The sequence below is a fragment of the Mesorhizobium sp. B2-4-13 genome, from assembly GCF_006658535.1.
Classification (GTDB): Bacteria; Pseudomonadota; Alphaproteobacteria; order Rhizobiales; family Rhizobiaceae; genus Mesorhizobium; species Mesorhizobium australicum.
On record NZ_VFVB01000002.1, the window covers coordinates 463291 to 481758 of the forward strand.

The window sequence follows — 18468 nt, forward strand, 5'->3', positions numbered from 1 at the left end:
GTGCATACCCACAAACAATCCCTCATCACCTGATTGTAACGTTCCTGAAACACACTTAAGTCTTTGGTGAAGCCGGTTGCGCGGGAATGGCTCGCGCGGCCTGCCCATGAGGGAGGGCCAAATGGATTTCAGTGGTTTCGATATTGCGGTCGTTGTTCTGGTGGCGCTTGTCGTACTGGTGCTGTTCAAGGGCATCAAGACAATCCCACAGGGATACAACTATACCGTCGAACGCTTTGGTCGTTACACCAAGACACTGAGCCCCGGCCTGAACCTCATCTTTCCGTTCGTCGACCGCATCGGCGCCAAGATGAACATGATGGAACAGGTGCTCGACGTTCCGAGCCAGGAGATCATCACCCGCGACAATGCCATCGTCGGTGTCGACGGCATCGCTTTCTACCAGATCCTCAATGCGGCACAGGCCGCCTATCAGGTTGCCGGCCTGCAGAACGCCATCCTCAACCTGACGATGACCAACATCCGTACCGTCATGGGTTCGATGGACCTCGATGAGCTGTTGTCGAACCGCGACGCCATCAACGAGCGCCTGCTGCGCGTCGTCGACGAGGCCGCGCATCCTTGGGGCATCAAGATCACCCGCGTCGAGATCAAGGATATCAACCCGCCCGCCAACCTGATCGAATCGATGGGCCGCCAGATGACCGCCGAGCGCAACAAGCGCGCGCAGATCCTGGCCGCCGAGGGCCTCAAGCAGTCGCAGATCCTCGAAGCGGAGGGCCGCAAGGAAGCCGCCTTCCGCGACGCCGAGGCGCGCGAACGCTCCGCCGAAGCGGAAGCCCGCGCCACCCAGGTGGTGTCGGAAGCGATCTCCAAGGGCGACGTCCAGGCACTGAACTACTTCGTCGCCCAAAAATACACCGAGGCGCTGGGCAAGATCGGCACCGCCACCAACAGCAAGATCGTGCTGATGCCTTTCGAGGCATCGTCGCTGATCGGCTCGCTCGGGGGTATCGGCGAAATCGCCAAGGAAGTCTTTCGCAGCGAAGGCACGACCGGCGCGCAAAGGCAGGCGGCACGTCCGCCCGTCGTCAGGCCCTCCGACAACTGAGATAGGCCACTCTCATGATCGACCGCATCGTTTCTGAACTCGGGCCGTGGAACTGGATGGTTCTGGGCTTCGTGCTGCTGGTGGTAGAGGTCATCGCACCGGGTTTCTTCATGCTTTGGATCGGCATCGCCGCTCTGATCGTCGGCGCGGTGTCGCTGCTGATCTGGGATGTCGCCATCTGGACATGGCAGGTCCAGGTGCTGCTATTCCTCGTGCTGTCGCTGGTTTCAGCCTTTGTCGGCAAGAAACTCATGGGCGGACACGACCAGCCAACCGATCAGCCGCTGCTCAATCGCCGTGGCGCCCAGATGGTCGGCAGGATGGCGACGCTCGCCGAACCGATCCGCGACGGTCGTGGCCGCATCAAGCTCGGCGACACGCTGTGGCGTGTCTCCGGCCCCGATCTGCCCGCCGGCACTCAGGTTCGTGTGACAAGCGCCGCGGACACGGATCTGGAACTGACGGTGGAGCGGGTCTGAATTCCAGCGAGTGCCAACGCGCTAAAGTATTGAGATTCAGGTCAGGCCAAGTCGTGAACGATTGGTTTCGGGTCGCTCTTGCGACGAGCAGGGCGGACATTAAGTCCGTGCGCTCCGGCCTATGCCGGAAGCGCAGGAAGCCTTCGCTCGCAGGCCGGCCTCACCTGAAGATCAATATCTTAGGCGGCGCCGATGCGCAGCAGGTCGTGGAAATGCACCACGCCCAGCGGCATGTTGTTCCTGGTCACCACCAGCGCACCGACATTGTGCTCGTTGAGCAGCGCGATCGCAGTGCCTGCAAGCGTCTGCGGGTCGACCGTCTTGGGTGTGCGGGTCATCACCTCGTCGACGATGACGTCGGCCAGGTTGCGGTGCAGGTTGCGCGCGACATCGCCATCGGTGATGATCCCGGCCAACTCGCCATTGGCGTCGACGATCAGCACGCAGCCGACCTTCTTCTGCGACAGCGTCATCACCGCTTCCGGCATCTTGGTGCCGAGCGAAGCCAGCGGCATCTGCTCGCCGACCCGCATGATCTCGGAGACCATGGTCAGGTTGGCGCCGAGCTGGCCGCCGGGATGGAAGGTGCGGAAATGGTCCGGCGTGAAGCCGCGCGCCTCGAGCAGTGCGATCGCCAGCGCATCGCCGATGACCAGTTGCAGCAGCGTCGACGTCGTCGGCGCCAGGCCGTGCGGGCAGGCTTCCGGGGTGCGCGGCAAAAGCAGCACGACGTCGGCCGCGCGCGCCAGCGCCGAGGTTTCTCCGGAGGTGATGGCGATGAGTGGAATGGAGAAGCGCCTGGAATAGGCGACGATGCCCATCATCTCCTTGCTCTCGCCCGACCATGAGATCGCGATGATGGCGTCGTCCCTGGCGATCATGCCTAGATCGCCGTGATTTGCCTCGACGGGATGGACGAAGAAGGCCGGCGTGCCGGTCGAGGCCAGCGTCGCGGCGATCTTCGAACCGATATGGCCGCTTTTGCCGACACCGGTGACGATGAGCCGGCCCTCGATCTTCGAGATCGTCTCGACGGCCTGGGCAAAGGGTGCCGCCAGTCCGTTCTCAAGCGCCTCGGCAAGGGCCGCGATTCCCGCCTGTTCGGTTGTTACCGTTCTCAGCGCCGATTCGATCGACGCTTGCCTGTCCAGAGGCTTCTTATCGAGAGATCTCGCATGCATGGGTGATGCGATTAGCGCTTTGCCGCCCGCCTGTCCAACAGAAATGGCCTCTGCATGACGGCCGGATGTGTGCGGTCGTTGGGGACGACGACAAGGATCAAATGGAAGGCACGACGCAGACCCGCATTGTCGCCCGCGGAAATCCGCGTTTGGAGCCAGTGGCGCGCGCGACCTCAACCCTCCGTTAACCATCCCCATTTACGGTTCGGTAAGTATGGCGCGCGTGCGCCGCGCAGGCAGTGGTGGCGATGTCCGGGGTCCAGCCAGAAAAATTGAGAGGACGACAGGGCAAGGCGATCTGCGCCTTGCTGCTGGCGACCAGCATCCTTGCCTTGCTGCGTTCCACGCCACTCCATGCCCAGGAAACGGAATTGCGCGGAGAAGTGTCGGAATCGGCGATCCTGTCCGACCAGCAGCGCAAGGCGAGAAACCTGGTTCTTGCACAGCAAGCGGCGGCCAACGCGGCCGCGCAGGACAATGCGCCGGCGCGAACCTATCTGCCGGCCAGCGCCGGCGCCGTGCCTGACGACGCGGACGCCGCGAACTCGACCACCAGCGTCTTCGACCCGCCCCAGGCCGGCGACGATGCCTCCGCCGACGCGCCCACGCCGCCCAAGCCACGCCGCGCTTCGACCGCCAGGCAGAATGCGGCCGACAAGGCAAAGGACAAGGTCGCCGACAAAAAGAAGAAGAAAAAGAACACCACGGCGGCTACGGATCCAACCACCACCGCCACGACGGCCGCGACGGACGACACCGCCGATATCGCGGCGGATCAGGAAGCGGCCAATCGCCGTGCACTCACCATCGACAGTGCGGACAAGCAGAAACTCGACCCCGGCGCCGAGCGCACCGCTGCAATCGAGGGCCAGAACAAGAAACCCGAGGACGATCCGTTCGCCGCAACCGGCGTCAAATGGGGCTCCTTCATCATCCGGCCGACCATCGAACAGGGGCTGACGGCGACGACGAACGGCGATTCGAGCAGTGCCGGCACATCGGCGCTGCTGTCCGAGACGGCGCTGCGCTTTACCGCTGCTTCCGACTGGCGTGAAAACGCCGCGACCATCGACGGCTACGGAATTTTCCGTGAAACCGTGTCGGGCTACCCGGTTCACGATGCGCAGGGGCGCATCGAAGGCCAGCTCAATGTCGACCTCGACAATGACTTGCGTGCCATCGCCAAGCTCGGCTACGAAGCCGTGCCGGAATCCGCGTCCTCGCCCGATGCCATCGCTGGCGTCAGCACCCAGCCGCTGCGGCAGACCATCGACGGCAGCATCGGCGTCGAAAAGGCCGTCGGCAAGATGCAGTATACGTTGACCGGGGCGGTCTCGCACGACTTCTATGGTGACGCCAAGCTCTCGGACGGCACCTCGCTGTCGCAGAAAGATCAGGACAATACGCTCTACACTGCAACCTTGCGCACCGGCTACGAGATCTCCCCCGCGCTCACGCCCTTCACCGAGATCGAGGTCGGCCGCCGGGCCTACGACCAGCGCATCGACAATGAAGGCTTCGAGCGCTCCTCGACGCGTCTTGGCGCCCGCGCCGGCTTGCAACTCGATATGGGCGAGAAGCTGTCGGGCGAATTCTCGGCCGGTTGGCTCAGAGAGGCGATCGACGACAACAGCCTGGAAGCGATTTCGGGGGCCACCCTCAATGCCGACCTCAAATGGTCGCCGCAGCGCGGCACCACCATCGGCTTGACCGGCAAGACCACCGTCGAGACCACGACCACATCGGGCGAAAGCGGCGATATCCTCTATTCCGGACGCCTGACGGGCGAGCGCGTGATCCGATCCAATCTTACCGCGAATGCGGCCCTGGGTCTCGATTGGCGCGATTATGTCGGCATTGACGGCCATGACAGGATCTTGAGCGCCGAGGCCGGGCTGACCTGGTGGCTGAACCGCTATGCGGGCCTCACCAGCAGGGTAAGGACCGAAAAGCTGACCAGTAACCTGCCCGGCCGCGACTACACCGCCAACAGCATCTTCGTCGGCGTGAAGGTGCAGCGCTGAAGGCGTGTGCGCCAAGGTATGGCGAGAGTCAGGGTCGGGCCGAGTCGAGAATGGCTGATACCGAGAGCCTTTATGTACGTGAGCACAGTTCTACTGCGGCGCGGTAGAATGGGGAAGCGTAGGAAGCGGCCATTCGCAGGCCGGCATCACCTGAATATCGGCATGCCCTAAAAGGCTGCCCCGCGCCGTTCTGATGGCTTCATCTCGTCGAGCAGTGTGCGGATAACGCCGGCCATGCTCTGGTTCATGTCGTTGCGCCACAGCGCGAAGGCGACATTGGCCTCGACGAAACCTTCCGGCGAGCCGCAATCGAAGGTGCGGCCCTTATAATGGTAGCCGTAGAAGGCCTGCTGCTTCTCCAGCTTCAGCATCGCGTCGGTCAGCTGGATCTCGTTCCCGGCGCCCTTTTCCTGGCCTTCCAGAATCCTAAAGATCTCGGGCTGCAGGATGTAGCGGCCGTTGATGTAGAGGTTGGACGGCGCGGTGCCCGACTTCGGCTTCTCGACCATCTCGGTGATGCGGAAGCCGTGATGCGTGTCTTCGCCGCGCCCGACGATGCCGTATTTATGAGCCTCCGCCGGGTCGCATTCCTGCACCGCGATGATGTTGTTGCCGGTCTCCTCGTAGAGCTCGACCATCGCCTTCGTGCAGCTCTTTTCCGACTGCATGATCATGTCGGGCAACAACAGGGCGAACGGCTCATCGCCGACCAGTTCGCGCGCACACCAGACGGCATGGCCAAGACCCATCGGCACCTGCTGGCGGGTGAAGCTGGTCTGCCCCGGTGCCGGCTGCAGCCGCTGCAGGCGGGCAAGCTGCTCGTCCTTGCCGCGTTGTGCCAGCGTGTCATAGAGTTCGAACTGGATATCGAAATGGTCCTCGATGACCGCCTTGTTGCGGCCCGTGACGAAGATGAAATGCTCGATGCCCGCCTCGCGCGCCTCATCGACGACATACTGGATGACTGGCCTGTCGACGACGGTCAGCATCTCCTTGGGAACAGCCTTGGTGGCCGGGAGAAACCGCGTGCCGAGACCGGCGACCGGGAAAACTGCCTTGCGAACTCTCTTCATAGTTTAAATTATCCGTTTGCTGGCCAGCTCCGCAATCCCCGTCCCACGACATTTTCGCGCCGGAATTGAAGATTAGTGGGGCGGCTGAGGGAAACTCCCGCCGGTTAAAGCATCGAGGTGTCTTTTCGTTCCAGGCGACGCCTATGGTAAACTAATTCCTAACCCGGTTCGGCGAAGAATGGTCTTTCCTGGGACAGAGAAGGAGGAAAAAATGTCCGTTCGCAATGCCGCAAAACGTTTCGCCAGCGTCATGACGGCGGCCAGCCTCTCGCTCGCTTTGCTTGTCCCCACCGGGCCGGCCTTCGCCGACGCCGGTTTCCGGCAATGGGTCGCCGGCTTCCGCGCCACCGCCGTGGCGGGTGGCGTTTCCGGCGCCGTTTACGACCAGGCTTTCCGGGGCATCAACGAGCCCGATCCGGTGGTGCTGGAAAAGGCCCGCACCCAGCCCGAATTCACCGCGCCCGCCTGGGATTATTTCGACAACCGCGTCCATGACCAGTCCGTCGCCGTCGGGCAGCAGATGGCGAAGAAATGGAAGCCTTGGCTGGACAGGATCGAGGCGAGATTCGGCGTCGACCGCTACGTTCTCCTGGCCATCTGGTCGATGGAATCGAACTATGGCGAAATTCTCAAGCGCGACGACATCATGCGCAACGTCATCCGTTCGCTGGCGACTTTGGGTTATGGCGACGCGAAACGGTCGAAATACGCCCGCACCCAGCTGGTAGCGGCGCTGAAGATCCTGCAGACCGGCGATATCGACGAAAGCCACCTGATGGGCTCCTGGGCGGGCGCCATGGGCCAGACCCAGTTCATCCCGACCAGTTACCAGCACTATGCCGTCGACATGGACGGCAATGGCAAGCGCGACATCTGGAATTCCATTCCCGATGCGCTGGCGACATCAGCCAATTTGCTCAAGAAGAATGGCTGGCAGGCCGGCAAGACCTGGGGCTACGAGGTCGCGTTGCCGGCCGGCAAACTTCCCGCCGGGTCGAAGACCCTGGCGCAATGGCAGGCGCTCGGCGTGGGCCGCGCCAGCGGCAAGCCGTTCAAGAACCTCACCGACAAGGCAACGCTGAAAGTGCCGGACGGCCGTGGCGGGCCGGCCTTCCTGATGGTCAGGAATTTTTCGGTCATCAAGGCCTACAACAATGCCGACAAATACGCGCTCGCCGTCGGTCTGCTTGCCGATGAGATCGCGGGTGGCAGCGGCCTGGTCCAGGATTGGAACCGGCCTTTTACCAAGCTCAGCTTCGAGGAACGGCAGGAGTTGCAGAAGCGACTTTCCCAGCACGGCCTTTACGACGGCAAATTCGACGGCAAGATCGGCGACGGCTCGAAGACGGCCATCATGGCTTATCAGGCCAAGGTTGGCTTGACCCAGGATGGCTATCCGAGCTTGGAAGTGCTGAAATGGCTCAGGCAGAAATAGAGCCTGACGAAGTTGAGTAGGGAGGGAGCGATTGGTTTGGCCTACGCGCATCGGGACGTTCGTCCGTCGCATGCCGGTGCTGATCCTGGCCTTCGCCGTGCTCGCCATTGCCGTGGCCGGAGCTGTCCATGCCCCAGCCATGGCGCAGGAACAGCCGCAGCAAAGCCGGGGCTGGTCATTGCGCGACCTTCTGTTTCCGCGCCGCAGCGAGCGGGTCGAGCCGCCGCAGGACATCCAGAAGGCGAGACCTAAGCCGAAGAAGAAACCGCGTGCGCCTCGCCCACCAGAGGAGCCGGCAACGCCCGTGGTCGAAAAAGCGCCGGACGCCCGCACCGTCCTGGTGGTCGGCGACTTCATGGCGGCCGGCCTCGCCGAGGGTCTGGACGAAGCCTTCGCCGAGAATACCGGCGTCAGGATCGTGGTCCGCAGCAATGGCTCGTCAGGCTTCGTGCGCGATGATTTCTACAACTGGCCCGAACAGATCAAATCGCTGATCGACACCGAAAAACCCGCCGCGGTGGTCGTCATGCTCGGGTCGAACGACCGCCAGCAGATGAAGGTCGGCGACGTACGCGAACAGCCCCGCTCCGAAAACTGGACGAAGGAATACGAGCGCCGCACCGATGAGCTCGGCAAGGCAATCGCCACCGCCAAGGTGCCTTTCCTGTGGGTCGGCATGCCTGCCTTCCGGGTGCCGAAGATGACCTCCGACATGCTGGCCTTCAACGACATCTACCACAAGGCCGCCGAAAGCCACGGCGGCGAATTCGTCGATGTCTGGGACGGCTTCGTCGACGAGAACGGCGCCTTCGTCACCTCTGGCCCCGACATGAACGGTCAGCCGGTGCGACTGCGCGCCGATGACGGCATCAACGTGTCCAAAGCCGGCAAGCGCAAGCTCGCCTTCTACACCGAAAAGCCGCTGCTTAAGATCCTTGGACTGGCCGCGCCGGGAAGCGTGGCACCGACGACGGCGCCGGCGGGCGCACCGGTCGAGACCCCCGCTCCGGCGGCCGCGCCTATCGTCATCGATCGCACCCAACCCATGCTGCTCAGCGATCCCGCGCTCGACGGCGGCACAGAATTGCTCGGCGCCGCCCCACCGCCGAAGGCCAATCCGGCTCTTCCTGGCGAAAGGCTGGTGATCGAGGGCAAGGCGCCGGAGGCTTCCCCAGGCCGCGCCGACGACTTTTCCCGGCCGCCGAAGGCAAGTCCGGCGACAGCGGCAGCGTCCGACACCACCACGGCGATCAGCCCTTAACGCGGCAGGACGGTCGTCCCCATCAGCGCCTCGTCGATCGAGCGTGCCGCCTGGCGGCCTTCGCGGATCGCCCAGACGACCAGCGACTGGCCACGGCGTACGTCGCCCGCCGCGTAGAGCCGGTCGACGCTCGTCCTGTAATCGCGGTCATTGGCCTCGACATTCCTGGAACGGCGGCTGTCGGTGGTGATCTTCATCTCCCCCTCGAGTTCCGCCGCAACGCCCGCCATCGCCGGGCCAGCAAAGCCGATGGCGATGAAGGCGAGATCGGCGCGGATGACGAATTCAGTGCCGGCGATCGGCTTGCGCTTGTCGTCGACCTCGCAGCACTTCACGCCTGTAAGCTGGCCTTCCTCGCCGATGAATTCGAGCGTCGCCACCTGGAATTCGCGTTCGGCGCCCTCGGCCTGCGAGGACGAGGTGCGCATCTTGGTCGCCCAGTAGGGCCAGACGGAGAGCTTGTCTTCCTTCTCGGGCGGCTGCGGACGGATGTCGAGCTGGGTGACGCGCACCGCACCCTGGCGGAAGGCGGTGCCGACGCAGTCGGACGCGGTGTCGCCGCCGCCGACGACGACGACGTGCTGGCCACCGGCGATGATTGGATGCGACGGCCATGCCACCGACTGGATCGGTTCGCCGCCGACGCGGCGGTTCTGCTGCACCAGATAGGGCATCGCGTCATGCACGCCGCCGAGATCGTCGCCGGGAATACCGGCAGCGCGCGGCGTTTCCGAACCACCGCAATAGAGCACGGCGTCATGTTCGGCGAGGAGTTCAGCCACCGGCTTGTCGATGCCGACATTGACGCCGCAATGGAAGGTGACGCCCTCGCCCTGCATCTGTTCGATGCGCCGGTCGATATAATGCTTCTCGATCTTGAAGTCGGGGATGCCGTAGCGCATCAGCCCGCCGGGGCGGCTCTCGCGCTCATAGACATGCACGTCGTGACCGGCGCGGCCAAGCTGCTGGGCGGCCGCCATGCCGGCTGGGCCGGAGCCGATGATGGCGACCCGCTTGCCGGTCTTCTTCTCCGGCGGATAGGGCCTGATGTGGCCGGTCTCGTAAGCCTTGTCCGCGATCGCCTGCTCCACCGTCTTGATGGCGACCGGAATGTCCTCAAGGTTCAGCGTGCAGGCTTCCTCGCAAGGCGCGGGGCAGATGCGGCCGGTGAACTCCGGGAAATTGTTGGTCGAGTGCAGGTTGCGGATCGCGTTGTCCCAGTCCCTGTTGTAGACGAGGTCGTTCCAGTCGGGGATCTGGTTGTGGATCGGACAGCCCGTTGGCCCATGGCAGAACGGAATGCCGCAATCCATGCAGCGCGCGGCCTGTTTCTCGACTTCCTTGTCCGACATCGGCAGCGTGAATTCGCGGAAATGCCGGATGCGGTCGGAGGCCGGCTGGTACTTGTGCACCTGCCGGTCGATTTCGAGAAAGCCTGTTACCTTGCCCATAGTCCAGTTCCTGCTGTCCAGATGGTGCGGTTTTCGCCGCACCCGTTAACCTCTTGAGGCAGCCGTGGCAACCTTGAGCCCGAGGTCAAACTGTCGATGAAGGGGCCGGGAAGCCCGGGCCCCCCGGCAATTCTCAAATCTATTCGGCCGCGACGCCCATGCGCATGCGTTCCATCTCGATCAGCGCGCGGCGGTATTCGACCGGCATGATCTTGCGGAATTTCGGCCGGAAAATAGCCCAGTCGTCGAGTATCTCGCGGCCGCGCACCGAACCCGTATAGTGCACGTGGTTCGAGATCAGCTGGTAAAGCCGTTCTTCGTCATGACTGGTCATGTCGCCAGACACGTCGACGCGGCCCTTGTGGTCGAGGTCGCCGCCATGGTGCAGCAGCTTTTCCATCAGATCGTCTTCTTCTGGGACCGGCTCCAGCTCGACCATGGCCATGTTGCAGCGCTCGGCGAAATCACCTGCTTCGTCCAGCACATAGGCGACACCGCCCGACATGCCGGCGGCAAAGTTGCGGCCGGTTTTGCCGATGACGACGACGACGCCGCCGGTCATGTATTCGCAGCCATGGTCGCCGACGCCCTCGACGACCGCGGCGACGCCCGAATTGCGCACCGCGAAGCGCTCGCCGGCGACGCCGGCGAAATAGGCCTCGCCCTCGGTCGCGCCATAGAGCACCGTATTGCCGACGATGATGGAGTCGGCCGCGACGATCCTTGCCTCTTCCGGTGGCCGGATGACGATGCGCCCGCCCGACAGGCCCTTGCCGACATAGTCATTGGCGGCGCCGACGAGCTCGAACGAGATGCCACGTGCCAGGAAGGCGGCGAAGGACTGGCCGGCCGTGCCGGTGAGTTTTACCTGGATCGTGTCCTCGCGCAGGCCCTTGTGCTTGAAGCGCTTGGCGACCTCGCCCGACAGCATGGCGCCCGTCGAACGGTCGACATTGCGGATGTCGACCTCGATCTTGACCGGTTGCTTGGCCTCCAGCGCGGGTTTGGCCAGTTCGATCAGCTTGCGGTCGAGCACATCGTCGATCGGATGCTTCTGCCGCTCGGTCCAGTGCACCGCTTCATGCGGCGCATCGGGCTTGTAGAACATCTTCGAGAAATCGAGCCCGCGCGCCTTCCAGTGCTGGATCACGTCGCGCTTTTCCAGAAGGTCGGCGTCACCGATGATCTGGTCGATATGGGTGAAGCCCATTTCGGCGAGCAGCGCCCGCACCTCTTCCGCCACGTAGAAGAAGAAGTTGATGACGTGCTCGGGCGTACCCTTGAAGCGCTTGCGCAGCACCGGATCCTGCGTCGCGACGCCGACCGGGCAGGTGTTGAGATGGCATTTGCGCATCATGATGCAGCCGGCCGCGATCAAAGGCGCGGTCGAGAAGCCGAACTCGTCGGCGCCGAGCAGCGCGCCGATGATGACGTCGCGCCCGGTGCGCAGGCCGCCGTCGACCTGCAGCGCCACGCGCGAGCGCAGGCCGTTCAGCACCAGCGTCTGGTGCGTTTCGGCAAGACCCATTTCCCACGGGCTGCCGGCATGCTTGAGCGAGGTCAGCGGCGACGCACCGGTGCCGCCATCATAGCCAGAGATGGTGATGTGGTCGGCGCGCGCCTTTGCAACGCCGGCCGCGACCGTGCCTACACCAACCTCCGACACCAGCTTGACCGAGACGTCGGCCGCCGGATTGACGTTCTTCAGATCGTAGATCAGCTGCGCCAGATCCTCGATTGAATAGATGTCGTGGTGCGGCGGCGGCGAGATCAGGCCGACGCCCGGCGTCGAATGCCGAACCTTGGCGATGGTTGCGTCGACCTTGTGGCCGGGCAACTGGCCGCCCTCGCCGGGCTTGGCGCCCTGCGCCACCTTGATCTGCATCATGTCGGAGTTGACGAGATATTCCGCCGTCACGCCGAAACGCCCCGACGCGACCTGCTTGATCGCCGAACGTTCGGGGTTCTTGCCGCCACCTGGCAGCGGCAGATAGCGATCGGCCTCTTCGCCACCCTCGCCGGTGTTCGACTTGCCGCCGATCTGGTTCATGGCACGCGCCAGCGTGGTGTGCGCTTCCCTGGAAATCGAGCCGAACGACATCGCCCCGGTCGAGAAGCGCTTGACGATGTCGGCCGCCGGCATGACGTCGTCGAGGGCGACCTTCGTGCGGCCGGTCTCATCCGCCAGCTTGATCTTGAACAGGCCGCGTATGGTCTGGGCGCGGGCCGTCTCGCTGTCGATCTGCGCCGAATAGTCCTTGAACGTCTCCCACGATCCCTGGCGCACGGCGTGCTGCAAGGTGGCGACCGCGTCGGGCGACCACATATGCGCCTCGCCGCGCATGCGGAACAGGTATTCGCCACCGACCTCCAGGCTGTTGCGCAGCACCGGATCGCTGCCGAAACCGTCCGTGTGACGGCTGACGGTTTCGCCTGCGACCTCATCCAGTCCGACGCCTTCGATCAGTGTCGCGGTGCCGGTGAAGTATTGCTGCACGAAATCGGTCTTCAGCCCGATGGCATCGAAGATCTGCGCGCCGCAATAGGACTGATAGGTCGAGATGCCCATTTTGGACATCACCTTGAGGATGCCCTTGCCGATCGACTTGATGTAGCGCGACACCACTTCGTAGGCGTCGACCTCCTCGGGCAGTTCGCCGCGCTTGTGCATGTCGAGCAACGTGTCGAAGGCGAGATAGGGATTGATCGCTTCCGCGCCGTAGCCGGCAAGGCAGCAGAAATGATGCACCTCGCGCGGCTCGCCCGATTCGACGACCAGGCCGACCGCGGTGCGCAGCCCCTTGCGAATCAGATGGTGGTGCACGGCGGCGGTCGCCAGCAACGCCGGAATGGCGATGCGGTCCGGTCCGAGCTGGCGATCGGACAGGATGATGATGTTGTAGCCGCCGGCGACTGCCGCCTCCGCCCGCTCGCACAGCCGGTCGATGGCCCCTTGCATGCCGGCAGCACCCTCGCTCGACCCGTAGGTAATGTCGATCGTCTTGGTGTCGAAACGGTCCTCGGTGTGGCCGATCGAGCGGATCTTCTCGAGATCGCCATTGGTCAGGATCGGCTGGCGCACTTCGAGCCGCTTGCGGCGCGAATTGCCGACCAGGTCGAAGATGTTCGGCCGCGGTCCGATGAAGGACACCAGGCTCATTACCAGTTCCTCGCGGATCGGGTCGATCGGCGGGTTGGTGACCTGGGCAAAATTCTGCTTGAAGTAGGTGTAGAGCAGCTTCGACTTGTCCGACATCGCCGAGATCGGCGTGTCGGTGCCCATCGAGCCCACGGCTTCCTGGCCGGTGGTCGCCATCGGCGACATCAATAGTTTGGTGTCTTCCTGGGTGTAGCCGAACGCCTGCTGGCGATCGAGCAGGCTGACATCCTTGCGCAGCGCGCGCGGCTCGACCGGCTTTAAATCTTCCAGGATGAGCTGCGTATTGGCAAGCCAGGTCTTGTAGGGGTGTTTGGTCGCGATCTCCGACTTGATTTCCTCGTCGGGGACGATGCGGCCCTTGGCAAGGTCGATCAGAAGCATGCGGCCGGGCTGCAACCGCCACTTCTGGACGATCTTCTCTTCCGGCACTGGCAGCACGCCGGCCTCGGAAGCCATGATGACGCGGTCATCGTCAGTGACGATGTAGCGTGCCGGGCGCAAGCCGTTGCGGTCCAGCGTGGCGCCGATCTGGCGTCCGTCGGTAAAGGCGACCGCCGCCGGCCCGTCCCAAGGCTCCATCAACGCGGCGTGGTATTCGTAGAAGGCCTTGCGATCGGCATCCATGAGCTTGTTGCCGGCCCAGGCTTCCGGGATCAGCATCATCATGGCGTGGCTGAGGCTGTAGCCGCCCTGGAACAGAAACTCGAGCGCATTGTCGAAGCAGGCGGTATCGGACTGGCCGTCATAGGAGATCGGCCAGAGCTTCGAGATGTTGTTGCCGAACAGTTCGGAATCGACCGACGCCTGGCGCGCCGCCATCCAGTTGTTGTTGCCGCGCACCGTGTTGATCTCGCCATTATGCGCGACCATGCGGTAGGGATGCGCCAGCTTCCACGACGGGAAGGTGTTGGTCGAGAAGCGCTGGTGGACGAGGATCAGCGCGGTCTCAAAACGCGGGTCCTTGAGGTCCTTGTAGTAGGCGCCGACCTGATAAGCCAGGAACATGCCCTTGTAGACGATGGTGCGCGCCGACAGCGACACGCAGTAGGCGCCGATGTCCTTGTTGTCGTTCTCGGCGTAGATGCGGCCCGATATGACCTTGCGCAGCAGGTAGAGCCTGGCCTCGTATTCCTCGTCGTCGGTGATGTCGGCCGTGCGGCCGATGAAGACTTGGCGGTGGAACGGCTCGGACGCGACGATGTCGGGCGCCTTCGATAGTGACGAATTGTCGACCGGCACGTCGCGGAACCCGAGCAGCGGCAGCCCTTCGGACTGCGCCGATTCGGCGATGATCTCCTCGATATGTGCACGAAGGGCAGCATCCTGCGGCATGAACCAGTGTCCGACGCCGTACTGGCCTACTGGTGGCAGTTCGATACCTTGGGCCGCCATCTCCTCACGGAAGAAAAGATCCGGAAGCTGCACCAGCACTCCGGCGCCATCTCCGACCAGCGGATCGGCGCCGACGGCACCGCGATGCGTCAGGTTCTCGAGCACGGCAAGCCCGTCCTTGACGATCTGATGCGACTTCACGCCCTTCATGTTGACGATGAAGCCGACGCCGCAGGCGTCATGCTCGTTGCGCGGATCGTAGAGGCCCTGGGCGGTCAAGCCGCCGGCAGACGCGCGATTTTTGGCGGAGGTATTTTTGACGGCGGCCGCTTTCGTCTGCGCGGCCTGGCCGTTCGTCGCAGAGAGCGTCAATTCCGTCATTGTCCTGTCCTCCATTCCAGCCCTTCAGGCGCTGGTTTGCCTCGGCAAGCGCTTGGCTCACCCTGATCCTTGCGGCACGTCTTGCGAAATCCTTTTCGAACCATGCGGCTTTTCGCATGCTTCGCATCTGGTATCGTACAGGCCAGCGTCCGGCCGTCCACCTGTCGCTCGCGGCAACAGCCGGAGAGGCCAATATGTTACGCCAATCCGGCCTGTTTTGTGCGACAAAATAAGACAGCACTACTGTCCTAAATTTTTATGGCAGAATTCCTTAACGCGCACAAGACCGATTCACAAAAAACTTGGAGCTTCCGCGACATAAAATTACGCGGAGTTGAGGAAAAACGTAAGCTTAAGTCGTCGACGCTTGCCGCCACGTTGGCTGGGTTCAACGGTTTTCCGGCGCCTGGCCCTTGCGGTCGGCGCGTTAAACCGGTCAACTCCGGCTGATTTCCCCAACACAGGCAGATACATGTTCTTCGCTTCCGACAATTGGGCAGGCGCCCATCCCAATATCGTTGCCGGCCTGTCGGCCGCGGCTGGCGGCTTTGCCACCGCCTATGGTGACAGCGCCCTCGACGAGGCGGTTTATCAGCGTTTCAGTGAAATTTTCGAACGCGAGGTCGCGGTGTTCTTCGTGGCAACCGGCACCGCCGCCAATTCGCTGTCGTTGACCACCTTCAACAAGCCGGGCGGCATTTCCTTCGCTCACCGAGAATCGCATGTCATCGAGGATGAATGTGGCGCGCCGGAGTATTTTTCCGGCGGCTCGCGGCTGCACGCCGTCGACGGTCCCCTAGGCAAGATCGACCCGCCCAATCTGGACAGGGCGATCGGTCGTTTCGCAAGCGAGGTCGTCCATTGGGGCCGGCCGATGGCCGTCTCGATCACCCAGTCGACCGAGGTCGGCACCGTCTATGGTCTCGACGACATTGACGCAATCTCGGCCATCGCCAAACAGCATTCCGTGCCACTGCACATGGATGGCGCCCGCTTTGCCAATGCGCTGGCCGCGCTCGACACCACGCCGGCCGAAATGACCTGGAAACGCGGGGTCGATGTCCTGTCCTTCGGCGGTACCAAGAACGGTTGCTGGTGCGCGGAGGCGATCGTGCTGTTCGACCTCGACCGTGCCAAGGAATTGGCCTTCCTGCGCAAGCGTGCCGCACAGCTGCTTTCGAAGTCGCGTTTCGTCGCTGCGCAGTTCGAAGCCTATTTCAAGGACGGGCTGTGGCTCGACACCGCCAGGCATGCCAACGCCATGGCCGCGCGCCTGGCGGCGGCGATCGAGGATTCGGCCACGGCAAAGCTCGCTTGGCTGCCGCAGGCTAATGAGGTGTTCGCGGTGATCGAGAAAACCGAAGCAGACAGACTGCAGGCTGCAGGCGCGGCCTTCTATGACTGGCACAGGCCGCATGGTTTTGACGGCCATATCGGCGAGGACGAACTGCTCTATCGCTTCGTCACCAGCTTTGCCACGACGACTGAGGAAGTCGACCGCTTTGGCCAGCTGATCGCCGGATAACAGTCAATCTTCGGACAAAAAAGCGGCGCCTCGCGGCGCCGCTTCCGTCTCGGGAGGAGACTTTAGATTTTATACGGCCGTCAGGCTGCCGTCTTGGCCTCGATCTGCTTGGCCTTGGCCGGAGCCGAGGTGATCGCGATCTTGCGCGGCTTCAGCTCTTCGGGAATGTTGCGCTTGAGGTCGACGAAGAGCAGGCCGTTCTTCAGCGCGGCGCCGACGACTTCAACATGATCGGCAAGCTGGAAGCGGCGCTCGAAGGCCCTGGAGGCAATGCCGCGATAGAGCAGTTCGGAACCCTCGCCGGTGCCCTCGTCCTTGCGCTCGCCCTTCACGGTCAGCACGTTACGGTGAGCTTCGATCGAGATTTCCTCGTCCGAGAAGCCGGCGACGGCCATCGAAATCCGATAGGAATCCTCGCCGGTGCGCTCGATGTTATAGGGCGGATAGGTCTGCGCGCCGTCGGGCTGCGCAAGCGAATCCAACATGGTGAAGAGACGGTCGAAGCCGACGGTCGAACGGTAAAGCGGGGAAAAATCAACGTGACGCATGAGGTGTTCTCCTGTTGAGCAACATGGTTTGCGTATGGTCGGTGCGAAACCCGCGAGCGGCGTTTCGGGAGGACCAGCGGCCCCGATTGGCGACCGCAACCCACATCTGGGGAGCGCTCGAAAGCATTTCAAGTTTCGTTTGACGGCAAAAAAGAACGAGGCAGCCAACCTTTGATGAACGGCAGATGAACCGGTGCTTCGGCGCCCGTTCAGACAGCCAGCGCTAAAGTGGCTTTCAAGATCAAGAATTGGCGGCGCCGGATCTGCGAAGGTGCCGCAACGAGGCCGAACCGGGTGTTAACGTCCCTTCCTCCCGGATCGACAGGGGCCGGAAGCGCGCTCAAAGCCGCTTCCGGCCTTACCCGTCGCAGTCCTCCATAACCCGGATTTGCTTTGCTTTTGATGTGTTGGCGTCTATCACCGTGACGAGGCCAGCCGCGACCGGCTGGCGCGCAAGGACGCCGAGCACAAAGCGCCGAATGACGGATCTTTTCCACGACACTCCGCTCTTCCACGAAACCGAGGGCAATCCGCGACCGGAAAACGCCACCGGCGGCTTTTTCACCACGCGCGACGGCAAGAAAATACGTTATGGCCTGTTCGCGGCGGTGGCGCGGCCGATGCGGGGCACCGTGGTGCTGCTCGGCGGCCGCAACGAGTGCATCGAGAAATATTTCGAAACCATCAGTGACCTTGTCGCGCGCGGCTTTGGTGTCGCCATCCTAGACTGGCGCGGTCAGGGCGGTTCGGACAGGCTGATCCGCGATCGCCAGCGTGGCTATGTCAGGTCGTTCCGCGACTATACGGCTGACCTGGAGCAGTTCTTCGAAGAGATCGTGCTGCCGGACTGCCGCGGACCGTACTATATCCTCGCCCATTCGGCCGGCGCTGTGATCGCGCTGCTTGCCGCGCCGTCGATGGTGAACCGCGTGCGGCGCATGGTGCTGATCGCGCCGTTCCTGACATTGCCCGACCTGCCGGTCTCGATAGGGACGGTGCGCCGGATCTGTTCGTTTTTCTGCGCCCTTGGGCTCGGCTGGCTCTATGCCGCCTGGGGTCCAAGGCCGAGACACACGCTGCCCTTCGAAGCCAACAAGGTGACATCGGATCCGCAACGCTATCGCCGTAACACGCGCATTTATGAAGAATATCCGCAAATGGCGCTCGGCGGCCCGACGATCCGCTGGCTGCAGGCGGCGGCGAAGGCGTCGGCAGCCATCAGCGACCCCGACTTCATGGCCCGCATTCAGGTGCCGCTGCTGATCATCGCCGCCGGCGCCGACCAGGTCGTCTCGACCAGGGCGGTGGAGGCATATGCGAGAAATCTACGGCTGGGTTCGCTGTTGATGATCGACGGTGCCAAGCACGAAATCCTGCAGGAAGCCGATCTCTACCGCGAACAATTCCTCGCTGCCTTCGACGCCTTCGTCCCCGGCTCAGATGACCCGACAGCCTGACGGGCCGCGGCTCTTCCGCGAGAGGGTGTAGCTGACACTCCCTTTTTCAGGAAGGAGGCGCTGGCGGCGTTCAGGCAGACCTATGGGCG

General features: G+C 63.1%; 12 protein-coding genes. 7 read left to right on the forward strand and 5 right to left on the reverse strand.

Annotated elements, in window-relative coordinates; genetic code table 11:
* Positions 1-121: 121 nt before the first annotated feature.
* Entirely contained in the window at positions 122-1072 is a 951-nt protein-coding gene (locus FJ936_RS06395) for an SPFH domain-containing protein (protein WP_015315843.1), read from the forward strand.
* Between the two features lie 14 nt (positions 1073-1086).
* Positions 1087-1551: an NfeD family protein gene (locus FJ936_RS06400; protein ID WP_015315842.1), complete on the forward strand. Its 465-nt coding sequence runs from the start codon at positions 1087-1089 to the stop codon at positions 1549-1551.
* Positions 1552-1730: 179 nt separating this feature from the next.
* Here FJ936_RS06400 and FJ936_RS06405 read toward each other — a convergent pair whose 3' ends face one another.
* Positions 1731-2732 carry a KpsF/GutQ family sugar-phosphate isomerase gene (locus tag FJ936_RS06405; RefSeq protein WP_140619376.1) on the reverse strand — a complete coding sequence of 334 codons (1002 nt, stop codon included), beginning with the start codon at positions 2730-2732 and terminating at the stop codon, positions 1731-1733.
* Between the two features lie 248 nt (positions 2733-2980).
* Here FJ936_RS06405 and FJ936_RS06410 point away from each other — a divergent pair, with 248 nt between their 5' ends.
* The gene (locus FJ936_RS06410; protein WP_181171155.1) at positions 2981-4756 is read left to right on the forward strand and encodes an outer membrane beta-barrel protein; all 1776 of its coding nucleotides are present in this window, start codon (positions 2981-2983) and stop codon (positions 4754-4756) included.
* A gap of 167 nt (positions 4757-4923) precedes the next feature.
* On the opposite strand, the gene galU is transcribed toward FJ936_RS06410, so the two are convergent.
* Positions 4924-5829: a UTP--glucose-1-phosphate uridylyltransferase GalU gene (gene galU / locus FJ936_RS06415; protein ID WP_015315839.1), complete on the reverse strand. Its 906-nt coding sequence runs from the start codon at positions 5827-5829 to the stop codon at positions 4924-4926.
* 211 nt (positions 5830-6040) lie between these two features.
* Here galU and FJ936_RS06420 point away from each other — a divergent pair, with 211 nt between their 5' ends.
* Entirely contained in the window at positions 6041-7264 is a 1224-nt protein-coding gene (locus FJ936_RS06420) for a lytic murein transglycosylase (RefSeq protein WP_015315838.1), read from the forward strand.
* Between the two features lie 70 nt (positions 7265-7334).
* Positions 7335-8525 carry a DUF459 domain-containing protein gene (locus tag FJ936_RS06425; RefSeq protein ID WP_083882972.1) on the forward strand — a complete coding sequence of 397 codons (1191 nt, stop codon included), beginning with the start codon at positions 7335-7337 and terminating at the stop codon, positions 8523-8525.
* Here FJ936_RS06425 and FJ936_RS06430 read toward each other — a convergent pair.
* Together FJ936_RS06430 and gltB are read right to left on the reverse strand one after the other, a co-directional pair.
* Positions 8522-9976, reverse strand: a complete 1455-nt coding sequence (locus FJ936_RS06430) for a glutamate synthase subunit beta (protein WP_015315836.1) — start codon at positions 9974-9976, stop codon at positions 8522-8524. The genes FJ936_RS06425 and FJ936_RS06430 overlap by 4 nt on opposite strands.
* 139 nt (positions 9977-10115) lie before the next feature.
* The gene (gene gltB, locus FJ936_RS06435) at positions 10116-14849 is read right to left on the reverse strand and encodes a glutamate synthase large subunit (protein ID WP_140789026.1); all 4734 of its coding nucleotides are present in this window, start codon (positions 14847-14849) and stop codon (positions 10116-10118) included.
* Between the two features lie 472 nt (positions 14850-15321).
* Here gltB and FJ936_RS06440 point away from each other — a divergent pair, with 472 nt between their 5' ends.
* Positions 15322-16374, forward strand: coding sequence for a low specificity L-threonine aldolase (locus FJ936_RS06440; protein WP_140789024.1), 1053 nt, complete (start codon positions 15322-15324; stop codon positions 16372-16374).
* An 80-nt stretch (positions 16375-16454) separates the two neighbouring features.
* Here FJ936_RS06440 and FJ936_RS06445 read toward each other — a convergent pair whose 3' ends face one another.
* Entirely contained in the window at positions 16455-16922 is a 468-nt protein-coding gene (locus FJ936_RS06445) for an Hsp20 family protein (protein ID WP_013893124.1), read from the reverse strand.
* A 479-nt stretch (positions 16923-17401) separates the two neighbouring features.
* Here FJ936_RS06445 and FJ936_RS06450 point away from each other — a divergent pair, with 479 nt between their 5' ends.
* Complete coding sequence (locus FJ936_RS06450) at positions 17402-18379, forward strand: alpha/beta hydrolase (RefSeq protein ID WP_140789022.1); 978 nt, start codon at positions 17402-17404, stop codon at positions 18377-18379.
* Positions 18380-18468: the final 89 nt, after the last annotated feature.